Here is a 17,303-nt window from a genome sequence, read left to right as displayed (position 1 = left end):
CCTATCTTACTTTTAACGTTACGATAGAGATAATGGCAAGCATAATACCGATAATCAAAAACCGGGTTACTATCTTGCTTTCGTGATATCCTTTCTTCTGATAGTGGTGATGCAGCGGCGACATCAAAAAGATACGCCGGCCTTCTCCGTATTTTTTCCTGGTATATTTAAAATATCCTACCTGCAATACTACCGACAGGTTCTCTGCCAGGAATATGCCGCACAATACGGGAATGAGCAACTCTTTTCGTACTGCCACAGCTATAACCGCTATTACTCCTCCTATGGTGAGGCTGCCCGTATCGCCCATAAAAACCTGTGCGGGATATGTATTGTACCACAGGAATCCCACCAGCCCCCCGGCAAAAGCAGCTATATACACGGATATCTCCCCTACCCGGGGGATATACATAATGTTCAGGTAATCAGAAAAAATGATATTACCGGACACCCAGGCGAAAATCCCCAGTGCTATAACTATTATGGCCGAAGAACCTGCTGCCAGGCCGTCTATACCATCCGTAAGGTTGGCACCGTTGGAAACCGCCGTAACGATAAATATCACTATGGGAATAAATATCAGCCACGCGTAATCCCGGTAGTTTTCCCCGGTCCATGCTATGATCCTCGAATAATCCAGTTCGTTGTTTTTGACGAACGGAATCGTGGTTTTGGTGGATTTTTCTTCGTTGTTCTTCATTTCCCCGGTTATTGCAACCACTTCGGTGCCGGCACCTTTTGCCACTTCCTTGACAGTAACTTCGGGATGAAAGTAGAGCGTGGCCCCTACGATAATCCCCAGTCCTACCTGGCCGAGCACCTTGAACCGGCCCTTTAACCCTTCCTTGTCTTTTTTGAAGATTTTAATATAATCGTCTATAAACCCTATGGCTCCCATCCAAACCGTGGTAATGAGGAGTAATATGATGTATATATTGTCGAGCTTGGCAAACAACAGTACGGGGACCAGCGTGGAAAGTATGATTATAATCCCTCCCATGGTGGGTGTACCTGCTTTTTCGGTCTGTCCGCTCAGCCCAAGATCCCTTACGGTCTCCCCCACCTGTTGTTTCCGCAGGAAATTAATGATGTGCTTACCGTAAATAGTAGATATAAGTAATGAGCATATAATGGCCATTGCCGCACGGAACGAGAGGAACTGAAAAAGTCCCGATCCGGGGATCTGGTAGTGTTTGCTCAGGTATTCGAATAAATGGTACAGCATTTAAATTCCGTGTCTTTAATTTTTACAATTTTCTTTTTATTCTCTGTTTCTATTTACGGAGTTCCTTCATCATTTCTCCGGCGATCTTAAAGTCGTCAAAATCCTTTCTTTCGCCCTTTATTTCCTGATAGGTCTCATGCCCCTTTCCCGCAATGAGGATGATATCGTTTTCCCCGGCCATCTGACATGCCGCCTTTATGGCCTGTCTGCGGTCGGTAATGGACAACATTTTCTTGAAATTCTGCGGTTCCACCCCTTTTTCCATATCCTTAATTATTTCGTCCGGGTCTTCGCTCCTGGGGTTATCGGAGGTAAATATGGCCCTTGTACTGAGTTCCGATGCCACTGCGGCCATTACGGGCCTTTTTCCTTTATCCCGGTCGCCTCCGCACCCTACTACCGTAATCAGTGCTTCATTTCCCGTACGTATACTGTTTATCGTTTCCAATACGTTTTTCAGGGAGTCCGGGGTATGGGAATAATCTACAATAGTGGTGATCTTCCCTTCGGAAATAAAATACTGAAACCGTCCTTCAACACTTTCCAGTTCGCTCAACAGGCGGAGTATTTCCAGCTCTTCCAGTCCGAGCAATTCCGCCGTAGCATATATGGCCAGCATATTATAGGCATTGAAACGGCCTATGAGCTTCACCCATACTTCGGTTTCCCCTATTTTCAGCAGGAGGCCCCTGAACTGGTTTTCCAGTATCTTCGCCTTGTAATCGGCATAGGATTTCAGGGCATACGTATATTTCCTTGCCGCGGTATTCTGTATCATTACAATACCGTTCTTGTCATCGACATTGGTCAGTGCAAAAGCTGCTTTCGGCAAATGGTCGAAAAAGGTTTTTTTGACATCCCTGTATTCGGCAAATGTGTGGTGATAGTCGAGATGATCGTGAGAAAGGTTGGTAAACACACCACCTGCAAACTGCAATCCTTCTGTTCTTTTCTGGGCAATTCCGTGAGAGCTGACCTCCATAAAACAGTATTCCACCCCTGCCCGGCTCATCAGGTCCAGATAATGGTTTATGGTTATGGGGTCGGGCGTGGTATGTGTAGCTTTATATTCTTTGTCGTGCACCAATATTTTCACGGTTGAGATCAAACCGGCTTTATACCCGGCTTTCCGGAACAACTGATACAGTAAAGTGGCAATGGTGGTTTTCCCGTTGGTTCCGGTTATCCCTACCATTCTCAGGTTTTCGGAAGGATTGCTATAGTAATTGGCTGCCATGATCGCCAGGGCCGCATGTGTATCGGCAACCTGCACGTAGGTGATTCCGTTCACAATATCGGACGGCATTTCTTCACAGACTATCGCCAGGGCCCCTTTTTTTACAGCATCTGCAATGTATTCATGCCCATCTGTTTCCGCCCCTCTTATAGCTACAAAAACATCGTTAAGGGACACTTTCCGCGAATCGAAACATATGGCATTTACCGCTACCGAAGTATTTCCGGTAACGGCATCTATGGGCACTCTGTACAATATGTCCTTCAACGTATTCATATAGGCTACGACAATTCTAATACTATGGTTTGATCGGGTATTATTTTCTTTCCTTTGGAAATGGATTGTCTTTTCACTCTTCCATTTCCCGTCACCTTGACCTTCAGTCCAAGGTTTTCCAGCAGCGGAACGGCATCCATCCCACTCATTCCCTTAACATCGGGCACTACCTGCAATCGTTTTTGTGCCCTGGCATAATAAGACTGGTAATCCTTATCCGTTTCACTTTTATCCTTTTCCAGGTCATCTACTTCATCGAGCAAAGGCGAACTGGTATATATCTTGTGTGCAATACTTTTAAACACCGGTCCGGAGACATCTGCCCCGTAGTAACCGACACTCTTGTCGGGCTCATGAATGACCACGATACAGGAATACTTGGGATCGTCAGCGGGAAAATAGCCGACAAATGACGATATATACTGTAATTTTCCTTCTTTTTTCGGACCGTAGTTTTTCTGGGCGGTCCCGGTTTTTCCCGCCATTGAGAAATCGGGAGAATACAACTTTTTCCCGGTCCCCCTCCGTACCACATTTTCCATCATTTCCTGTAATATGGCAACGGTCTCCGGCAAACATACCTGCGGATCGATCACTTCCTTGTCAAATTTCAAAATGGTCTTATCCCATTCTTTCACCTTTTTGATGAGCCTCGGTTTCACCATTTCACCGTTATTGGCGATGGCATTGTAAAAAGTGAGGGTCTGCAACGGGGTTAACGAAACCCCGTACCCGAATGCCATCCACTCCAGGGCAATGCCACTCCATTGTTTTTTATTGTCCGGGTCGGGTATATAAGGGACCCCTTCACCTTTAATAGATAAACCGAGTTGTTTGTCCAGCCCCATATCCCTTAGTTTGTCCACAAACTTTTCAGGCTGCTCATCATAGTGTTTGTGGATGGTTTTTACCACCCCCACGTTGGAAGACACTTCAAATGCCCGGGCAACACTTATTTTTCCGTACCCTCCTCTTTTCGAATCCCTTACTTTTCTGCGGTAGTACGATACCACACCATTTTCCGTATCTACCACATCACTGGTATCCACCACTTTGTCATCAAGAGCAACGGCAAGGGCCATCAGCTTAAAGGTGGAACCGGGTTCATGGGATTCCCCGATGGCATAATTGAGTTTTTCGTAATATTTCCCATCGCTTGTCCTGCCAAGATTGGAGATCGCCTTTACCTCTCCTGTTTTGGTTTCCATAACCACCACAGTACCGTGTTCGGCCTCATACCGTTCCAACTGTGACAACAGGGCATAATGCGCTATGTCCTGTATGTTTATATCGATTGTGGATATCACATCATAACCGTCCTTCGGCTCCACTTCATTGTTATCGCTTATCGGTTTCCATTGTCCTTTGGCAATACGTTGTTTCAGCCGTTTCCCGTCCCTTCCGCTCAGGTACTCGCTGTAGGCGCCTTCCAGCCCTACACGGAGTACATGTCCTTTATCATCAACACGTTCATACCCGATACTCCTTTCGGCAATTTTCCCCAGCGGATGCTCTCTCTCCACATGCTGTTCCACTATAATACCGCCTTTGTACGGACCGAGTTCAAACAGCGGAAAATTCTTGATCCTGATATAATCGGCATACCCGAGGTCACGGGTAACCAGCAAATACCTGTTTTTATTGGCCCTGGCCTTACGGAAAGCTTTCTGATAGTACGAAGAAGGCCTCCCTAACATTTTTGACAATTTATCGGACAGCGGCTTCAGGTATTTTTCAAAGTTTTTGGCAGAAACGGTAAGCGCATCAAACCGGATATCGTATTTCGTTACCGATGTAGCCAGCAGGCTTCCGTCATCCGAATAAAGATTCCCCCTGTTTGACGGGATCGTAAAGTTCTTTACCATCCGTTCCTCCGCCATTTGCCGGTATTCTTCTCCGTCGACCTGAATAAACACCAGTTTGACGGCCACGGCAACAGAAAACAGGAACATGGCCCCGGCCACAAAGTAAAGTCTGTGCAATATTTTCTTTTCTGTTACAGGCATGATTTTCTATTAAAAAATCCGGTCGTAAGTGTTTGTTTTGATCTTTACTGATCTTCTTCTACAATTACTATTTTTTTCGGGGCTTTATCCGATTGCTTCAACCCTTTATCTTTTAAACGGGACATGATCGTGGATTCGAGTTTCATCTGCTGCATCCTGGCCCTGGTGTCTACAAACTCACTGCGCAACTCCTTGACTTCCTCATTGAGCTTCGCGATCTCGTGTACTTTTTTATCGGCATTGTGCGAACTGGCAATCATCAATACCGCAAGGGCGGAAGCAAACAGGATGAACCTCCAGTTCTTCACTGCGTCGTCGCTCACCAGGAATTTCCCTTTCAGTATGTCCATCAACTTATTCTTCACCATCCGCCTTTTTTATTTTTACAATCGTTCTTCTTTCAAATCCGTTCGGCGATACGGAGTTTCGCACTCCTCGCCCTGTTATTCTGCTCTATTTCATCTTTCGCAGGCACTATCAATCCCCCCACTTTTTTAAAAGGAACGCTGACGTTTCCGTAGAAATCCTTTTCCGGTTCACCTTCAAATATCCCGCTGCGTATAAACCGCTTCACCAGCCGGTCTTCCAGGGAATGATAGCTTATCAGACTGATCCGCCCTCCTTTTTTCACCAAACCGGGCATTTGCAGCAAAAACTCCTTCAACACTTCGATCTCCCTGTTCACTTCTATACGAACGGCCTGATACACCTGGGCCAATACCTTATATTCCTTTTGCCGTGGTAAAAACCGGCCTAAGACCTTCTTAAGATCTTCAGTCGTTTTCAAAGGTGACTGCTTCCTGGCGTTTACCACAGCTCCGGCCATAGCCCTCGCGCTCCGCAATTCACCATACAGGCTCAACACTCCACGCAACTGCTCTTCACTGTAATCATTAATCACGTTGTAAGCCGACAGCTCATTCCGTTTACTCATCCGCATATCCAGTCCGGCATCGAACCTTGTGGAAAATCCGCGTTCGGGAATATCGAACTGATGTGAAGACACCCCGAAATCCCCGAGTACTCCATCCACCTGCCTGACACCGTAGAGCCGCAAAAAACGCCTCACATGCCTGAAATTTTCGTGGATCAGCACAAACCTGTCGTCTTCCAGTGTGTTTTCCAGTGCATCTTCATCCTGATCAAAGGCAAACAGTTTCCCGTCAGGCCCCAGTCTTTTCAATATTTCAAGGGAGTGTCCGCCACCCCCGAAAGTCACGTCGACGTAGACCCCGTCTTCCCTGACCTGAAGTCCATCAACAGACTCCTGCAACATTACGGGATTATGATATTCCATCTTCTTCGTCATTTCCCATTACCTCTTCCGCCAGCTCGGCAAAGTCCACAGCAGCGTCGTCAATAGCCTGCTCATACTTATCTTTGTCCCAGATCTCAATAATATTGATGGCCGAAGACAACACAATTTCCTTATGTATCCCCGCAAAAGCCACCAGGTCCTTGGGGATAAGCAGCCGCCCCGTGGCGTCCACCTCCACCATTTTCACCCCGGCGGTAAAACGGCGGATAAAATCATTGTTCTTTTTTTTAAACCTGTTGAGCTTATTCACCTTTTGCATCAATACATTCCATTCCTCCATCGGGTACAGCTCCAGACAGGGCTGAAACACTCCACGTTTCAAAACAAACCCTTGTTGCAGTACCGGCGAAAGCTGATTTTTCAGGGCCACAGGGAGCATTACCCTGCCCTTGGCATCTGCTTTACACTCATATGTTCCGATGAAGTTATTCATTATCAAACAACAAGCTTCCGAGGTTTACTTTTTCAAATATATGGAATTATTTACCACTTTTTACCACTTTTTACCACTTTGTTGATAAGTTTTGCCATTTTCCCGATGAAATGCACAGTTTACCGCTGCTTTCGGCCTTAACAGCGGTGGTAGTCACCTGCTTAACCCGTTAATTTCATGTGTATCTCATGTTGCATATCCCCGGTTTTTGATTGTACCCGGCTGTATATTTTCCACACGCGGAGAACGGCGCCCAAACACATTTTTTATAAAATATAAGGGGACCGGAAGTGTAAAATTTGCCATGAAACATTTTTATGTAAATTTGCTATCTTAGAATATCAACTAACCTATTGATGGTACACGACATAAAGAAAGAAGGAAAATATTCTTATTTGGAAATCGGAGAAGGCACCCCGATAATTATTCTCCACGGGTTGATGGGAGGATTGAGCAACTTCAACGGTGTAGCCGAGCACTTTCCGAAAAAAGGGTACAAGATCATCGTGCCTGAATTACCGATATATACCAAGCCGCTGTTGCGAACCAATGTGAAGAGTTTCGCCAAATACCTGGAGCAATTCATAGAACACAAAAAACTGGACCAGGTGATCCTGCTGGGAAATTCCCTGGGAGGACACATCGGTCTCCTCCATGCCAAGCTATTCCCGCAACGCGTAAAAGGATTGGTAATCACAGGGAGCTCCGGGCTTTATGAAAGTGCCATGGGCGACGGCTACCCGAAACGCGGGAACTACGAATTCATCAAGAAAAAAAGCGAAGATGTCTTTTACGACCCGAAGGTAGCCACCAAGGAAATTGTAGATGAAGTATTTGCTGCGGTAAACGACCGCTCCAAGCTTATAAAAACACTGGCCATTGCCAAAAGTGCCATTCGCCACAACATGGCCAAGGACCTCCCGCATATGCGAACGCCCACCTGCATTATCTGGGGGAAAAACGACACTGTGACTCCACCCAATGTGGCAGAAGAGTTCCACAGCCTCCTGCCGGATTCCGACCTGTTCTGGATAGATGAATGCGGGCACGCCCCCATGATGGAACATCCGGAAGAATTCAACGCCCTGCTGGAGAAATGGTTGAACGACAGAAATTTTTAACAAGAAATGCGTGTACAATCGGCAGAATTTGTCATCAGCAATACGGACGTGAACAAATGTCCGGCAGATCCCATCCCCGAATATGCTTTCATAGGAAGATCCAACGTAGGAAAATCTTCACTGATAAACATGTTAACGGAGCGGAAAAACCTGGCCAAAACTTCCGGAAAACCGGGAAAAACTCAGCTCATCAATCATTTCAGGATCAATAACCGGTGGTTTTTGGTTGACCTTCCGGGATATGGCTATGCCAAGGTTTCCAAAAAGCTGAAAAATACGTTCCAGAAATTCATTACCGACTATTTTGAAAAGCGGGAACAACTGGTCTGTGCCTTCGTCCTCATAGACATACGGCACGAACCGCAAAAGATTGACCTCGAATTCATGCAGTGGATGGGTATCAACCGTATTCCCTTTTCAATAGTCTTCACCAAGGCAGACAAGTTGAAACCAAAAGCCGTAGAACGAAAGGCGGAAGAATATCTGGAAAAGCTGCTTGACGATGCCTGGGAAGAGGCCCCACCGCATTTTGTCACCTCTTCGGCCAACGGTACGGGGAAAGAAGACCTCCTCGCCTATATTGACAACATCAACCAACAGGTGATCGGAAAATAAAATACCGCACCCCTGTTCTATTCCTTCTTCAGTTCCAGCTTCTCTGCAAAATAATCGCAGAAATCCTTCATGGTCGCTGTCATTTTTTCATCCTGTGTAGCCCGGTGAAAAGTATCGCTCATGGCCACCAGGCTCTGATGAAAGAACACTTTCATCTCGTCTACGGGCATATCTTTGGTCCAGAGATCAATACGAAGTGTTTCCTGCTTTTTACTGTCCCAGATGGAAAGCAGCATGGCCCTGGCCTCTTCCTTATTCACACCACCGTCTTCTGCCGACCAGTGCAGTTTTTCGGGAACCCTGTTTTCGTCCAGTTCTACAGAAAGGTTAATATTGGATGTATGTGTCTTTGCCATTGTTCTTTAATTTAATTCAAGATTACATGTTGCAGGTTTCAGGTTATGCCACCATTTCAGTCCTGTTATTTTTCAGGCTTATAGCCCGACTTATTAAAAATATCTCCGGCAGGAGTTCGTAACATTTCCTGCAAAGATACATCATTGTTATGCATATACGCCCTGACAATCCGCCAGCCGATAAACCGCCCCACCCCTCCGGGGGACTCATTGTCCAGCTCCAGGTAAAACTTGGAGAACGGTGCAGGTTCGATAAAACGGTCCTTTAATTTTGAATCGGTAGCAAACAGCAGGTTCCGCGCTACAAAATAGCGCCACATTTCGCTTTCATTTGCTACGACCCAGTTCATTTCCTTATCGGTATATCCTATTCTGGACGCCTCACTTTTGAATGGGATAAGCAGGTCTTTCAGGTACAACTCCTTCCCTGCATGTATCATTGCCGCCAGAAAACTCCGTCCTTTTTCCCGCGGGATTTTTGCCGAAGCATAACCGGAAGCCGCATCGGAAACGATCTGCTCCCTGGAGAAATTCTTTTTCCGGTATTGCGGTATGGCATTGTAAAACCTGTGATCCGGCCCCAAATAGACATCCAGAGACAACAGGAGGAGGCTGTCGGCCCATATTACACGATTCCTGTAATCCACATTTGATGTAAGCGTTATCACCTTGGGTGCCTTAAAATCCGGGAAATAGTATTTTATATGCTGAAAAAGTGATCGCAGTTCTTCCTTTTCCTCCGAAAAACCCGGAAAAGCCCGGACTACTTCTCCTGTAACTTCCTGTTGAATGGTGTCCTTCATTTTCGCTATCCACACACTATCCTTATATTGCGAAGGAAAAAGAAAAGGATAGGCAGATTTCAATTGTGGCAGGGCCTCCGGAGTGGCCCGGGAAAACTCCTTGTCAAAGCGGTCGACCCGTACATCAATTTTGATTTTCCCTATCTCTTCTTCCATACGATCTTTCCGGTTACAGGAAAAGATCACAGACAAAATCATTATAAATATCACATTTTTTCGCATAAGTGTGAAAATACTATTTATAAACCACAAATCTTTTTAATAATTTTATCCGGCCTAACAACCGGCAAAGGTAATACAGAATAAACAACAACCGAATGAAAACGGAAAAAGTAATTGATCATATTGTTCACTGGTTAAAGGATTATGCAACAAACGCAAAAGTCAAAGGGTTTGTTATAGGAGTTTCCGGGGGTATCGACTCGGCGGTAACCTCAACATTATGTGCAAGGACAGGGCTTCCGCTACTGTGCCTGGAAATGCCCATACACCAGTCGGAAAACCAGGTAACGAGGGCCCTGAAACATATAGAATGGCTGAAAAAAAACCACGATAATGTGAATATGGAATCGGTAAACCTCACCCCGGTTTTTGACAGTCTCATTGATACACTTCCCGGAGTGGAGAGAGAAGAAGACCGGTTTATGGCCCTGGCCAATACGCGTGCAAGGTTACGGATGTCCACCCTGTATTATTTTGCGGCGCTTAAAGGCTACCTTGTGGCCGGTACAGGGAACAAGGTTGAGGATTTCGGCGTCGGATTCTATACCAAATATGGTGACGGCGGAGTGGACCTGAGCCCTATAGCCGACCTGCTGAAGACCGAGGTTTATGAGATAGCCGAACACCTGGGCATTATCGAGGAAATACAGGTTGCTCCCCCTACAGACGGCCTCTGGGGAGATAACCGGACCGACGAAGACCAGATCGGAGCCACTTACCCGGAACTGGAGTGGGCCATGAAAATGAACGAAGAAGGAAAATCACCCGAAGATTTCGAAGGTCGCGAAAAGGAGGTGTTCGGGATTTACAGGCGCTTTCATCGGGCCAATAAGCACAAAATGATCCCCATACCTGTTTGTGAAATCCCGGAAGCGTTAAGATCATAAGATAAATTAGGTGTAAAGGCAATCACTCTGGATTGCCTTTCTTTTTACCGGTAACACACTTTTCAAGTATGATCTTTATAAATTGACCTCCTCCCGTTCATAGGTAAAAAGACGCATTTTTCATAGTAATTTACTGCAATGACTATTGAACTTAACTTACATATGTCAGACTTTAATTGTAAAAAAAAACGAAATATTTTTCTTTAATATTGCATAGGATATTTTTTTTAATTATATTTATACCCACTTACCCCAAGTTGTGCTTTTGCACTAATTTCCTACTTACTCGCGATGGTTTGTGATAGAACCTAACTAATCCTAATAAAAACAGATCATCATGATTAAAGTATTAATTGCCGACAACCATCCGGTAGTGCAAGATGGAATTATTGCAGCACTCAGCAATAATAAAGACATTGAAGTAGTAGGAAAAGTGCGTACCACCTCTGAACTTTTCGAGGTGTTACCCAAAAAAAGCCCGGACATTATCCTCCTGGAAATGAACATCCCGGAAGTTAACGGAATCACGGCTTTGAGACAATTAAAAAAAGAATATTCCCAGGCCAAGGTACTTATATTCAGTTCAGAATCTGAAGATGTTTATGCACTGAGTACCCTCCGGGCAGGAGCCTCCGGTTATCTTTCAAAAGATGCCGATACCGCCCTGCTCTCGGAAGCCATCGCCAAAATCGCCAATGGCGGACTGTTCATTACCAATGAACTGGCACAGCGCCTCGCCTTTGACGAAAGTACCAACAAGCCGAGAAAATTCTTCCGGAAACTCTCTACCCGCGAAGTAGAAGTACTGAAACTCCTCGCCGAGGGCAAACGAAACAAGTATGTAGCCGAAGAACTCGGTCTTAACGAAAAAACCGTAAGTACATACAAAGCCCGCCTGATGCGAAAGCTGAATGTAGACAACATGGTAGATATGCTGCAACAGGCCAAGGCCCTGGAACTGTATTAAAAACAACAGCGCAAAAGTCGGACTAAAGTACCCTGTTCAGCTTTTTGGCAAGCAACCGTTTTAACTGATGGTAGTTCATGATCTCCTCCAGGATTTCCGAATTGCCATCTTTTTTTTCAACGGTCTGGTGTTGCAGTTCCGACACCCGTTTGTCAATCAGGTAACACCTGAGGTTCAACACGGTTTCACTCACCAGCTGGGCAATCCCCTGTGATTTGTCTTTGACAAAAATGTCTTTCTCGCCCCACTTGTGCAGTGTATATTTTTCTTCGTCCATAAGAATGGACGTCACCTCTTCGGCCACATCCTCCTCCATGGTATGGACAAATTTTTCTACGGTAAAATCCTCTTCCTCATTAAGTTTCCGGATGAGTTCGGGATAAACCTTGCGGAAGACCGGGTTACCCAGTTCAACTTCATCTTCCTGAAGGTCCAGGAATATTTTTTCAAATACCTTTGTGGTGTTTATCACACGTTCCAGCTGCAATTCCCCGTCATCGTCCTGTTTCAGGATAAAATCTTCAAAATCTTCCGTTTTATTACCGTACAGCAACAGGGCTTCAATTATTTTCCGTTCCAGCAAATACTGCAGGTCTACCTTTTCCACAGTATTATCAGAATCCTTAACCACTTCAAACGCCCTCGCCTGCCGTTCCTGTTTATATTTTTTGTTGGCTTCGGCGAGTTCCCTTTTTCCTATCTGCGCCAGGGTATTGAACAGGACTTCTTCTGATATGTCCATGATCCGGGAACACTCCTGTACATATACCTCACGCTGTATCCTGTCGGGGATTTTGGAAATACTGTTCACGATATCCCGTATGGTATCCGCTTTCTTTACAGGGTCGTTCTGTGCTTCCTCCACAAGCAGGGAAGCCTTGAAACGGATAAAATCCTTACCGTTTTCTTCCAGGTAAAGAACGATGTCTTCTAACGGATTATTACGGGCAAAACTGTCCGGGTCTTCGCCTTCCGGAAAGGCACAGACCTTTACGTTCATTCCCTGTTCAAGGATAAGGTCTACTCCCCGCAGGGAAGCCCTCAATCCGGCGGCATCACCGTCAAAAAGTACCGTAATGTTCTTTGTAAGCCTTTGGATGAGCCTGATCTGTTCCGGCGTCAGGGCGGTTCCGCTGGACGCCACCACATTTTCTATCCCACTCTGGTGAAACTGGATCACATCGGTATATCCTTCTACCAGATAGCAATTGTCTTCTTTGGCTATGGCCTGCTTGGCATGATTGATACCATAAAGTACCTTGCTCTTATGGTAAATCTCGCTCTCCGGGGAATTCAGGTATTTGGCTGCCTTTTTATCGTTGGTCAGTATCCGCCCTCCAAAGCCCAGCACCCTGCCACTCATGGACTGGATAGGAAACATTACCCGGCCCTTGAACCTGTCGAACTGCTTTTTCGCGCCACCGGGAGTTGTACTTTCCTTAACTATGGTAAGTCCGGTTTTTTCGAGGAATTCCAGTTGATATCCACTGGAAAGCGCTTCCTTGGTAAAAGCTTCCCATACGTCCGGCGAATAACCCAGGCCGAACTTTTTTATCGTGTCGTCCGTAAATCCGCGCTCCTTAAAGTAAGTAAGCCCTATGGCCTTTCCCGGTTCCGTATTCCAGAGGACATCTTCAAAATAATCCCTGGCAAATTCGCTCACCAGGTACATGCTTTCCCTTTCGTTGGCCTGTTCCTTTTCCTCGTCGGTGCGCTCGGTCTCCTCGACTTCTATATTGTATTTTTTAGCCAGGTACTTTATGGCCTCCGGGTAGGTAAAGTGCTCGTGTTCCATCAAAAAGGCCACTACATTCCCTCCTTTTCCGGATGAAAAATCCTTCCATATCTGTTTTACCGGGGATACCATAAAGCTCGGGGTGCGTTCATCGGTAAACGGACTCAACCCCTTAAAGTTTGAACCCGACCGTTTTAACTGCACAAAATCACCGATGACCTCCTCTACCCGGGAAGTCTCAAACACTTTGTCTATGGTTTCCTTCGAAATCAATATACCTGTATTTTTGAGCTTTTATAAAATTAAAAGATTCCCGCAAAAAACGGGAATCAAAAGTAAGGAATAATAAAAACTTAAACAGTAACGGCACAGGGCTTTTTCATCCTCCGTCACCATATTACAATTCAAAACGAAGTCCGAGGGAAATATTATTCTGTTCCACATCAGGGGCTTTAAAAATGGGATTTAGGTCGTATTTCAGGTACAGGGCCGTATAGCCTACCCCTACATATGCCGCTACCCCGTAAATAAAGTCGTTAGTGTTATAATCTTCTTTGCGCTTTTCCTTGTTTTTATCCCCGTTACGCGAATATTTCAGTTTTTGTTTTGTAACCAGGTTCACCCCGGCATATCCACCTATACCGAATGTAAATTTTTTGCGTGTGGAATACCGGAAATAGTCATCATGCTCCTTTTTCCGCGAAGGTCCGAATTCCAGGAACACGGGAAGAACAAGATTATCAAACCGGAGTTTGGATTTCTTCAGGTCATAAGGAAATTCCTCGAGGGAGGTTTCTTCTCCATCAGTCACAAAATATTTATCATCTTTGGGTTTTAGACCGTTAGACTGAAAAGACAGCCCATAACTAACACGTATGGCATTGCTGTGTTTCAGTACACGGGTTTTCCACTGCCAACCCAATTCGAAAAAGCGGCTTCCTCCAGCCTTGTAGGGCGTATCGTTCAGGGAGGCTCCGTCGATCAGAGCATTGTTAAAACCAAAGGCCAAAACAACATCAGAATAGGTCCGTTTGTCGTATTTTTTCTTTTTATCCCTGTTCTCAAACCGCACCCCGAACAACCTGCTCCCGTTCCCGTCATAATCATTCCCGATACCTATACCCAGGGTCTTGCTATCCAGGTATTCCCAGCCGTTGTCCTCTCCCCGTTCCACAAGAGCAGTCTTGTTTTCAAGGATAGCGAGTTTATTTTCTATGTTGAGTGCCGTTTTCTTTGCGGCGGCTTCTTTTCGTTGTTTTGCTTCTTCACTGCTGATCTCCCCACCATCTTCCAGCTCCCGGATGCGTTGTACATTTTCTTTAAGTTTGTTTTTTTCTTCTTTCACCACCCTCTCTCTTTCCGACTCCAGGGCTTTCAATACCCGCTCTTGCAAGCGAATGTCTGCACTGTCTTTTTCGGTTTGAGCACTTAAAACCTGCGTAAAAAATAACACCATCACATAGGTGACATAGATAATAATTCGTAACATGATTAATGGATTTTGATTGATGAATGAACTACTGGTTGCGATTGGCCACGGCAGTGCGAACTTTTTTAAACCCATCTTTCAGCGCTTCAAAGACCTTGTCCCGGAACGATTGGTCAAGCTCGGATTCCACCTCTTCCAGCAGGGCGGTGGCATCTATTGTACCGGTCTGTCTTACGAGTATGCGTTGTGCATCTATTTCTTCCCGGGCCTCGGCCAGCAAAAATTCGATTTCCTCGTCCGTAACTTCCCTTTCCTCCTGTATTGCCATGATCCTGGAAACCACTTCTTCCACTTTCTTATCCTCAAAGGCAACCATTTCTTCTGCTTTTTCGGGTGCTTTCACAGGTTCTTTTCTCACTGTATCCGGCAGGGAAATGGTTTTGTTCGTCTCCGGGGTTTTTACCAAAGGAACGGCACCGGATTCAGGTTTGACCTGCGGGGTTTTAATTGTTACGGGGGCTTCCTTACCCTCCCTGACCATCTTCACTTTTTTGCGTTCCTGTTGTTTTGTTTCGATCCGGACATCCGTAACAACCGGGACATTCTCTTTTTCTCCGTCCCTCAAAAACCATATCCCCGCTGTTATTAATACGACTACGGAAGCAGCCACCCCGTAAAGCAGAAAACTTCTCCTGCTGCGTGCCTGTGAAGCACTGTCAAGGTCTTTTCCCAGCCTGTCCCATGCGGCGGAAGAAGGTGTTATGCGGCGTTCTTCCAGTTTCTGTTTCAGTCGGTGTTCGAAATTATCGTGTCCCATTTTCCCGTCTTTCTGATTCTTTTATCTTTTCCTGTAACATTTTGCGTGCCTTGAACAGTTGCGATTTGGAAGTGTTCTCCGAAATACGCAATGCCTCGGCTATTTCCTTATGCGAGTACCCTTCGACGGCAAACATCAGGAATACGGTTTTGTAGCCGTCGGGCAGATTATCTATGAGGAACTGTATCTCTTCGGTTTCCAGTGCTTCGGGCCCTCCCTCCACTGCATATCCGGCAATTTTTCCGGGACTTTCTTCTTCTATGAAATACAGCGATTTTTTACTCCTCAAAAAGGAGATGCATTCCCGCACCATGATCTGCCGTATCCAGCCTTCAAAACTCCCTTCCCGCCTGAACGTGTCCAAATGTTTAAAAACCTTGAAAAAACCACGGATCATCACATCCTCGGCAAACTGTTCGTCTTTGACATAGTAGCGGCAAACACTGAGCATTTTGGGCGCATATTTGGTGTAAAGTCCATACTGAGCTTCCCGATCGTTACCGGATGCTCTTTTTATGAGTTTGTCTTCATCCTTATAAAGCGGTATGATCTTCAAGAGGTGTTTTTTCATCGGGTTTCTATCTATAAAGACGAAACAATCCTTTCAAAGGTTGCCCGGGAAATTATTTTTTTAGATTTTTTTCTGAAGTCAGTATAAAAGTACGCCTTGAGTCTTGAAGTATTGTACCCGCTGTACCCGGTCGTCTGCCCTGAAGAAATTAAACCTTCGGAAAAGTCTATTTTTTCCGGTCAATGACATAATTGACCATGAGTTCCAGTGCTTCCCTGTAATCTGATTGCGGATAATCCGTTAACAACTGTAATGCCTCCTGCTGAAAGGCCTTCATCTTGTGTTCGGCATATTCCAGTCCGCCACTTTCCTTTACAAAGGTTATTACTTCTTTTACCCGGCGGGCATTTTTGTTGTGGTTCTTCACGGAATTTATCAGCCACCGCTTCTCCCGGTCCGAACAGTTGTTCAGCGTATAAATAAGCGGCAGTGTCATTTTCTGTTCCTTAATATCGATCCCCGTGGGCTTGCCGATACGTTCTTCACCATAATCGAACAGGTCGTCCTTGATCTGGAAGGCCATTCCGATGAGTTCTCCGAATTTCCGCATTTTCTCAATCTCTTCGGAACCGGGCTTTACCGAACATGCCCCGAGGGCACAACAGGCGGCAATAAGTGTAGCAGTTTTTTGCCGGATGATCTCATAATACACTTCCTCCGTAATGTCCAGCCGCCTCGCTTTTTCTATTTGCAGTAACTCCCCTTCACTCATTTCCCTTACGGCCACGGAAATGATCTTGAGAAGGTCAAAATCATCATTGTCTATGGAGAGCAACAATCCCTTGGAAAGCAGATAATCCCCTACCAGCACGGCTATTTTATTCTTCCACAGTGCATTGAGCGAAAAAAAGCCGCGGCGGCGGTTGCTGTCGTCCACCACATCATCGTGCACCAACGTGGCGGTATGGATGAGTTCGATCACCGAAGCCCCGCGATAGGTACGTTCGTTGACCTTTCCGTCGGAAACCATCTTCGCCACGAGAAACACGAACATGGGGCGCATTTGCTTCCCTTTCCGGTTAACGATGTAATAGGTGATTCTGTTGAGAAGTGAAACCTTGGAAGACATGGATTCGTGGAACTTCTTCTCAAAGAGTTCCATTTCGGTGTAGATTGGTTGTTTAATTCTGACCACAGGTTTCATCACGGCTCCAAAGATATAAAAAAGCTGTAATTAAAAAGAAGCATCGGTCGCCCGGAATTACAAGATTCCCGGAATCGTTAATTATGTCGTAAAGTTTGTTTGTTTTAGCCAGAATCACTTATTTTAAAAAGCGAAAAAAAC

At 45.6% G+C, this 17,303-nt stretch carries 17 protein-coding genes; 4 read left to right on the top strand and 13 right to left on the bottom strand.

Annotated elements, in window-relative coordinates:
• Position 1: 1 nt before the first annotated feature.
• Genes mraY through mraZ form a run of 6 tightly spaced genes read right to left on the bottom strand, consistent with a single transcriptional unit; the run spans position 2 to position 6,495 of the window.
• Complete coding sequence (gene mraY, locus LS482_RS14385; RefSeq protein ID WP_233028211.1) at positions 2 to 1,225, bottom strand: phospho-N-acetylmuramoyl-pentapeptide-transferase; 1,224 nt, start codon at positions 1,223 to 1,225, stop codon at positions 2 to 4.
• A gap of 49 nt (positions 1,226 to 1,274) precedes the next feature.
• Positions 1,275 to 2,738 carry a UDP-N-acetylmuramoyl-L-alanyl-D-glutamate--2,6-diaminopimelate ligase gene (locus LS482_RS14380; RefSeq protein ID WP_233028210.1) on the bottom strand — a complete coding sequence of 488 codons (1,464 nt, stop codon included), beginning with the start codon at positions 2,736 to 2,738 and terminating at the stop codon, positions 1,275 to 1,277.
• A gap of 5 nt (positions 2,739 to 2,743) precedes the next feature.
• Positions 2,744 to 4,744, bottom strand: a complete 2,001-nt coding sequence (locus LS482_RS14375; protein WP_233028209.1) for a penicillin-binding protein — start codon at positions 4,742 to 4,744, stop codon at positions 2,744 to 2,746.
• A 44-nt stretch (positions 4,745 to 4,788) separates the two neighbouring features.
• The gene (locus LS482_RS14370) at positions 4,789 to 5,109 is read right to left on the bottom strand and encodes an FtsL-like putative cell division protein (RefSeq protein WP_233031833.1); all 321 of its coding nucleotides are present in this window, start codon (positions 5,107 to 5,109) and stop codon (positions 4,789 to 4,791) included.
• Positions 5,110 to 5,144: 35 nt separating this feature from the next.
• Entirely contained in the window at positions 5,145 to 6,041 is an 897-nt protein-coding gene (gene rsmH, locus LS482_RS14365; RefSeq protein ID WP_233028208.1) for a 16S rRNA (cytosine(1402)-N(4))-methyltransferase RsmH, read from the bottom strand.
• Positions 6,028 to 6,495: a division/cell wall cluster transcriptional repressor MraZ gene (gene mraZ / locus LS482_RS14360; RefSeq protein ID WP_233028207.1), complete on the bottom strand. Its 468-nt coding sequence runs from the start codon at positions 6,493 to 6,495 to the stop codon at positions 6,028 to 6,030. Before mraZ ends, rsmH begins: the two co-directional genes overlap by 14 nt.
• A gap of 356 nt (positions 6,496 to 6,851) precedes the next feature.
• On the opposite strand from mraZ, the gene LS482_RS14355 reads away from it, so the two are divergent.
• Together LS482_RS14355 and yihA are read left to right on the top strand one after the other, a co-directional pair.
• A complete protein-coding gene (locus LS482_RS14355; protein ID WP_233028206.1) occupies positions 6,852 to 7,616 on the top strand; it encodes an alpha/beta fold hydrolase in 765 nt (254 codons plus the stop codon).
• A gap of 6 nt (positions 7,617 to 7,622) precedes the next feature.
• The gene (yihA, locus tag LS482_RS14350) at positions 7,623 to 8,231 is read left to right on the top strand and encodes a ribosome biogenesis GTP-binding protein YihA/YsxC (protein ID WP_233028205.1); all 609 of its coding nucleotides are present in this window, start codon (positions 7,623 to 7,625) and stop codon (positions 8,229 to 8,231) included.
• A 17-nt stretch (positions 8,232 to 8,248) separates the two neighbouring features.
• Here yihA and gldC read toward each other — a convergent pair whose 3' ends face one another.
• Together gldC and gldB are read right to left on the bottom strand one after the other, a co-directional pair.
• On the bottom strand, positions 8,249 to 8,587 hold the full coding sequence (gldC, locus tag LS482_RS14345) for a gliding motility protein GldC (protein ID WP_233028204.1): 339 nt from the start codon (positions 8,585 to 8,587) through the stop codon (positions 8,249 to 8,251).
• 65 nt (positions 8,588 to 8,652) lie between these two features.
• Positions 8,653 to 9,612: a gliding motility lipoprotein GldB gene (gene gldB, locus LS482_RS14340; RefSeq protein ID WP_496560024.1), complete on the bottom strand. Its 960-nt coding sequence runs from the start codon at positions 9,610 to 9,612 to the stop codon at positions 8,653 to 8,655.
• A 95-nt stretch (positions 9,613 to 9,707) separates the two neighbouring features.
• On the opposite strand from gldB, the gene nadE reads away from it, so the two are divergent.
• Positions 9,708 to 10,499, top strand: a complete 792-nt coding sequence (gene nadE, locus LS482_RS14335) for an NAD(+) synthase (protein ID WP_233028202.1) — start codon at positions 9,708 to 9,710, stop codon at positions 10,497 to 10,499.
• A gap of 337 nt (positions 10,500 to 10,836) precedes the next feature.
• Positions 10,837 to 11,466 (top strand): response regulator, encoded by a 630-nt coding sequence (locus tag LS482_RS14330; protein ID WP_233028201.1) that lies wholly within the window; start codon positions 10,837 to 10,839, stop codon positions 11,464 to 11,466.
• 22 nt (positions 11,467 to 11,488) lie between these two features.
• Here LS482_RS14330 and dnaG read toward each other — a convergent pair whose 3' ends face one another.
• The 5 genes from dnaG to LS482_RS14305 form a co-directional block, all read right to left on the bottom strand.
• Positions 11,489 to 13,474 (bottom strand): DNA primase, encoded by a 1,986-nt coding sequence (gene dnaG / locus LS482_RS14325; RefSeq protein WP_233028200.1) that lies wholly within the window; start codon positions 13,472 to 13,474, stop codon positions 11,489 to 11,491.
• Positions 13,475 to 13,598: 124 nt separating this feature from the next.
• Entirely contained in the window at positions 13,599 to 14,690 is a 1,092-nt protein-coding gene (locus LS482_RS14320) for a porin family protein (RefSeq protein WP_233028199.1), read from the bottom strand.
• A gap of 28 nt (positions 14,691 to 14,718) precedes the next feature.
• A complete protein-coding gene (locus tag LS482_RS14315) occupies positions 14,719 to 15,447 on the bottom strand; it encodes a hypothetical protein (protein ID WP_233028198.1) in 729 nt (242 codons plus the stop codon).
• Complete coding sequence (locus tag LS482_RS14310) at positions 15,434 to 16,018, bottom strand: RNA polymerase sigma factor (RefSeq protein ID WP_233028197.1); 585 nt, start codon at positions 16,016 to 16,018, stop codon at positions 15,434 to 15,436. The genes LS482_RS14315 and LS482_RS14310 overlap by 14 nt, the downstream gene beginning before the upstream one ends.
• Positions 16,019 to 16,184: 166 nt before the next feature.
• Positions 16,185 to 17,162: a polyprenyl synthetase family protein gene (locus LS482_RS14305; protein WP_233031832.1), complete on the bottom strand. Its 978-nt coding sequence runs from the start codon at positions 17,160 to 17,162 to the stop codon at positions 16,185 to 16,187.
• Between the last annotated feature and the right edge of the window lie 141 nt (positions 17,163 to 17,303).

The sequence above is a fragment of the Sinomicrobium kalidii genome (assembly GCF_021183825.1).
In the GTDB taxonomy this organism is placed as follows: Bacteria; Bacteroidota; Bacteroidia; order Flavobacteriales; family Flavobacteriaceae; genus Sinomicrobium; species Sinomicrobium kalidii.
The sequence above is the reverse complement of the archived record's forward strand: the minus strand, read 5'-3'. Positions and strand labels throughout refer to the sequence as shown.

Excerpts from the sequence above, each read along its gene's own strand:
- mraY (WP_233028211.1), bottom strand. The coding sequence starts at position 1,225 with ATGCTGTACCATTTATTCGAATACCTGAGCAAACACTACCAGATCCCC.
- LS482_RS14380 (WP_233028210.1), bottom strand. The coding sequence starts at position 2,738 with ATGAATACGTTGAAGGACATATTGTACAGAGTGCCCATAGATGCCGTT.
- LS482_RS14375 (WP_233028209.1), bottom strand. The coding sequence starts at position 4,744 with ATGCCTGTAACAGAAAAGAAAATATTGCACAGACTTTACTTTGTGGCC.
- rsmH (WP_233028208.1), bottom strand. The coding sequence starts at position 6,041 with ATGGAATATCATAATCCCGTAATGTTGCAGGAGTCTGTTGATGGACTT.
- mraZ (WP_233028207.1), bottom strand. The coding sequence starts at position 6,495 with ATGAATAACTTCATCGGAACATATGAGTGTAAAGCAGATGCCAAGGGC.
- LS482_RS14355 (WP_233028206.1), top strand. The coding sequence starts at position 6,852 with ATGGTACACGACATAAAGAAAGAAGGAAAATATTCTTATTTGGAAATC.
- yihA (WP_233028205.1), top strand. The coding sequence starts at position 7,623 with ATGCGTGTACAATCGGCAGAATTTGTCATCAGCAATACGGACGTGAAC.
- gldC (WP_233028204.1), bottom strand. The coding sequence starts at position 8,587 with ATGGCAAAGACACATACATCCAATATTAACCTTTCTGTAGAACTGGAC.
- gldB (WP_496560024.1), bottom strand. The coding sequence starts at position 9,612 with ATGCGAAAAAATGTGATATTTATAATGATTTTGTCTGTGATCTTTTCC.
- nadE (WP_233028202.1), top strand. The coding sequence starts at position 9,708 with ATGAAAACGGAAAAAGTAATTGATCATATTGTTCACTGGTTAAAGGAT.
- LS482_RS14330 (WP_233028201.1), top strand. The coding sequence starts at position 10,837 with ATGATTAAAGTATTAATTGCCGACAACCATCCGGTAGTGCAAGATGGA.
- LS482_RS14320 (WP_233028199.1), bottom strand. The coding sequence starts at position 14,690 with ATGTTACGAATTATTATCTATGTCACCTATGTGATGGTGTTATTTTTT.
- LS482_RS14315 (WP_233028198.1), bottom strand. The coding sequence starts at position 15,447 with ATGGGACACGATAATTTCGAACACCGACTGAAACAGAAACTGGAAGAA.
- LS482_RS14310 (WP_233028197.1), bottom strand. The coding sequence starts at position 16,018 with ATGAAAAAACACCTCTTGAAGATCATACCGCTTTATAAGGATGAAGAC.
- LS482_RS14305 (WP_233031832.1), bottom strand. The coding sequence starts at position 17,162 with ATGAAACCTGTGGTCAGAATTAAACAACCAATCTACACCGAAATGGAA.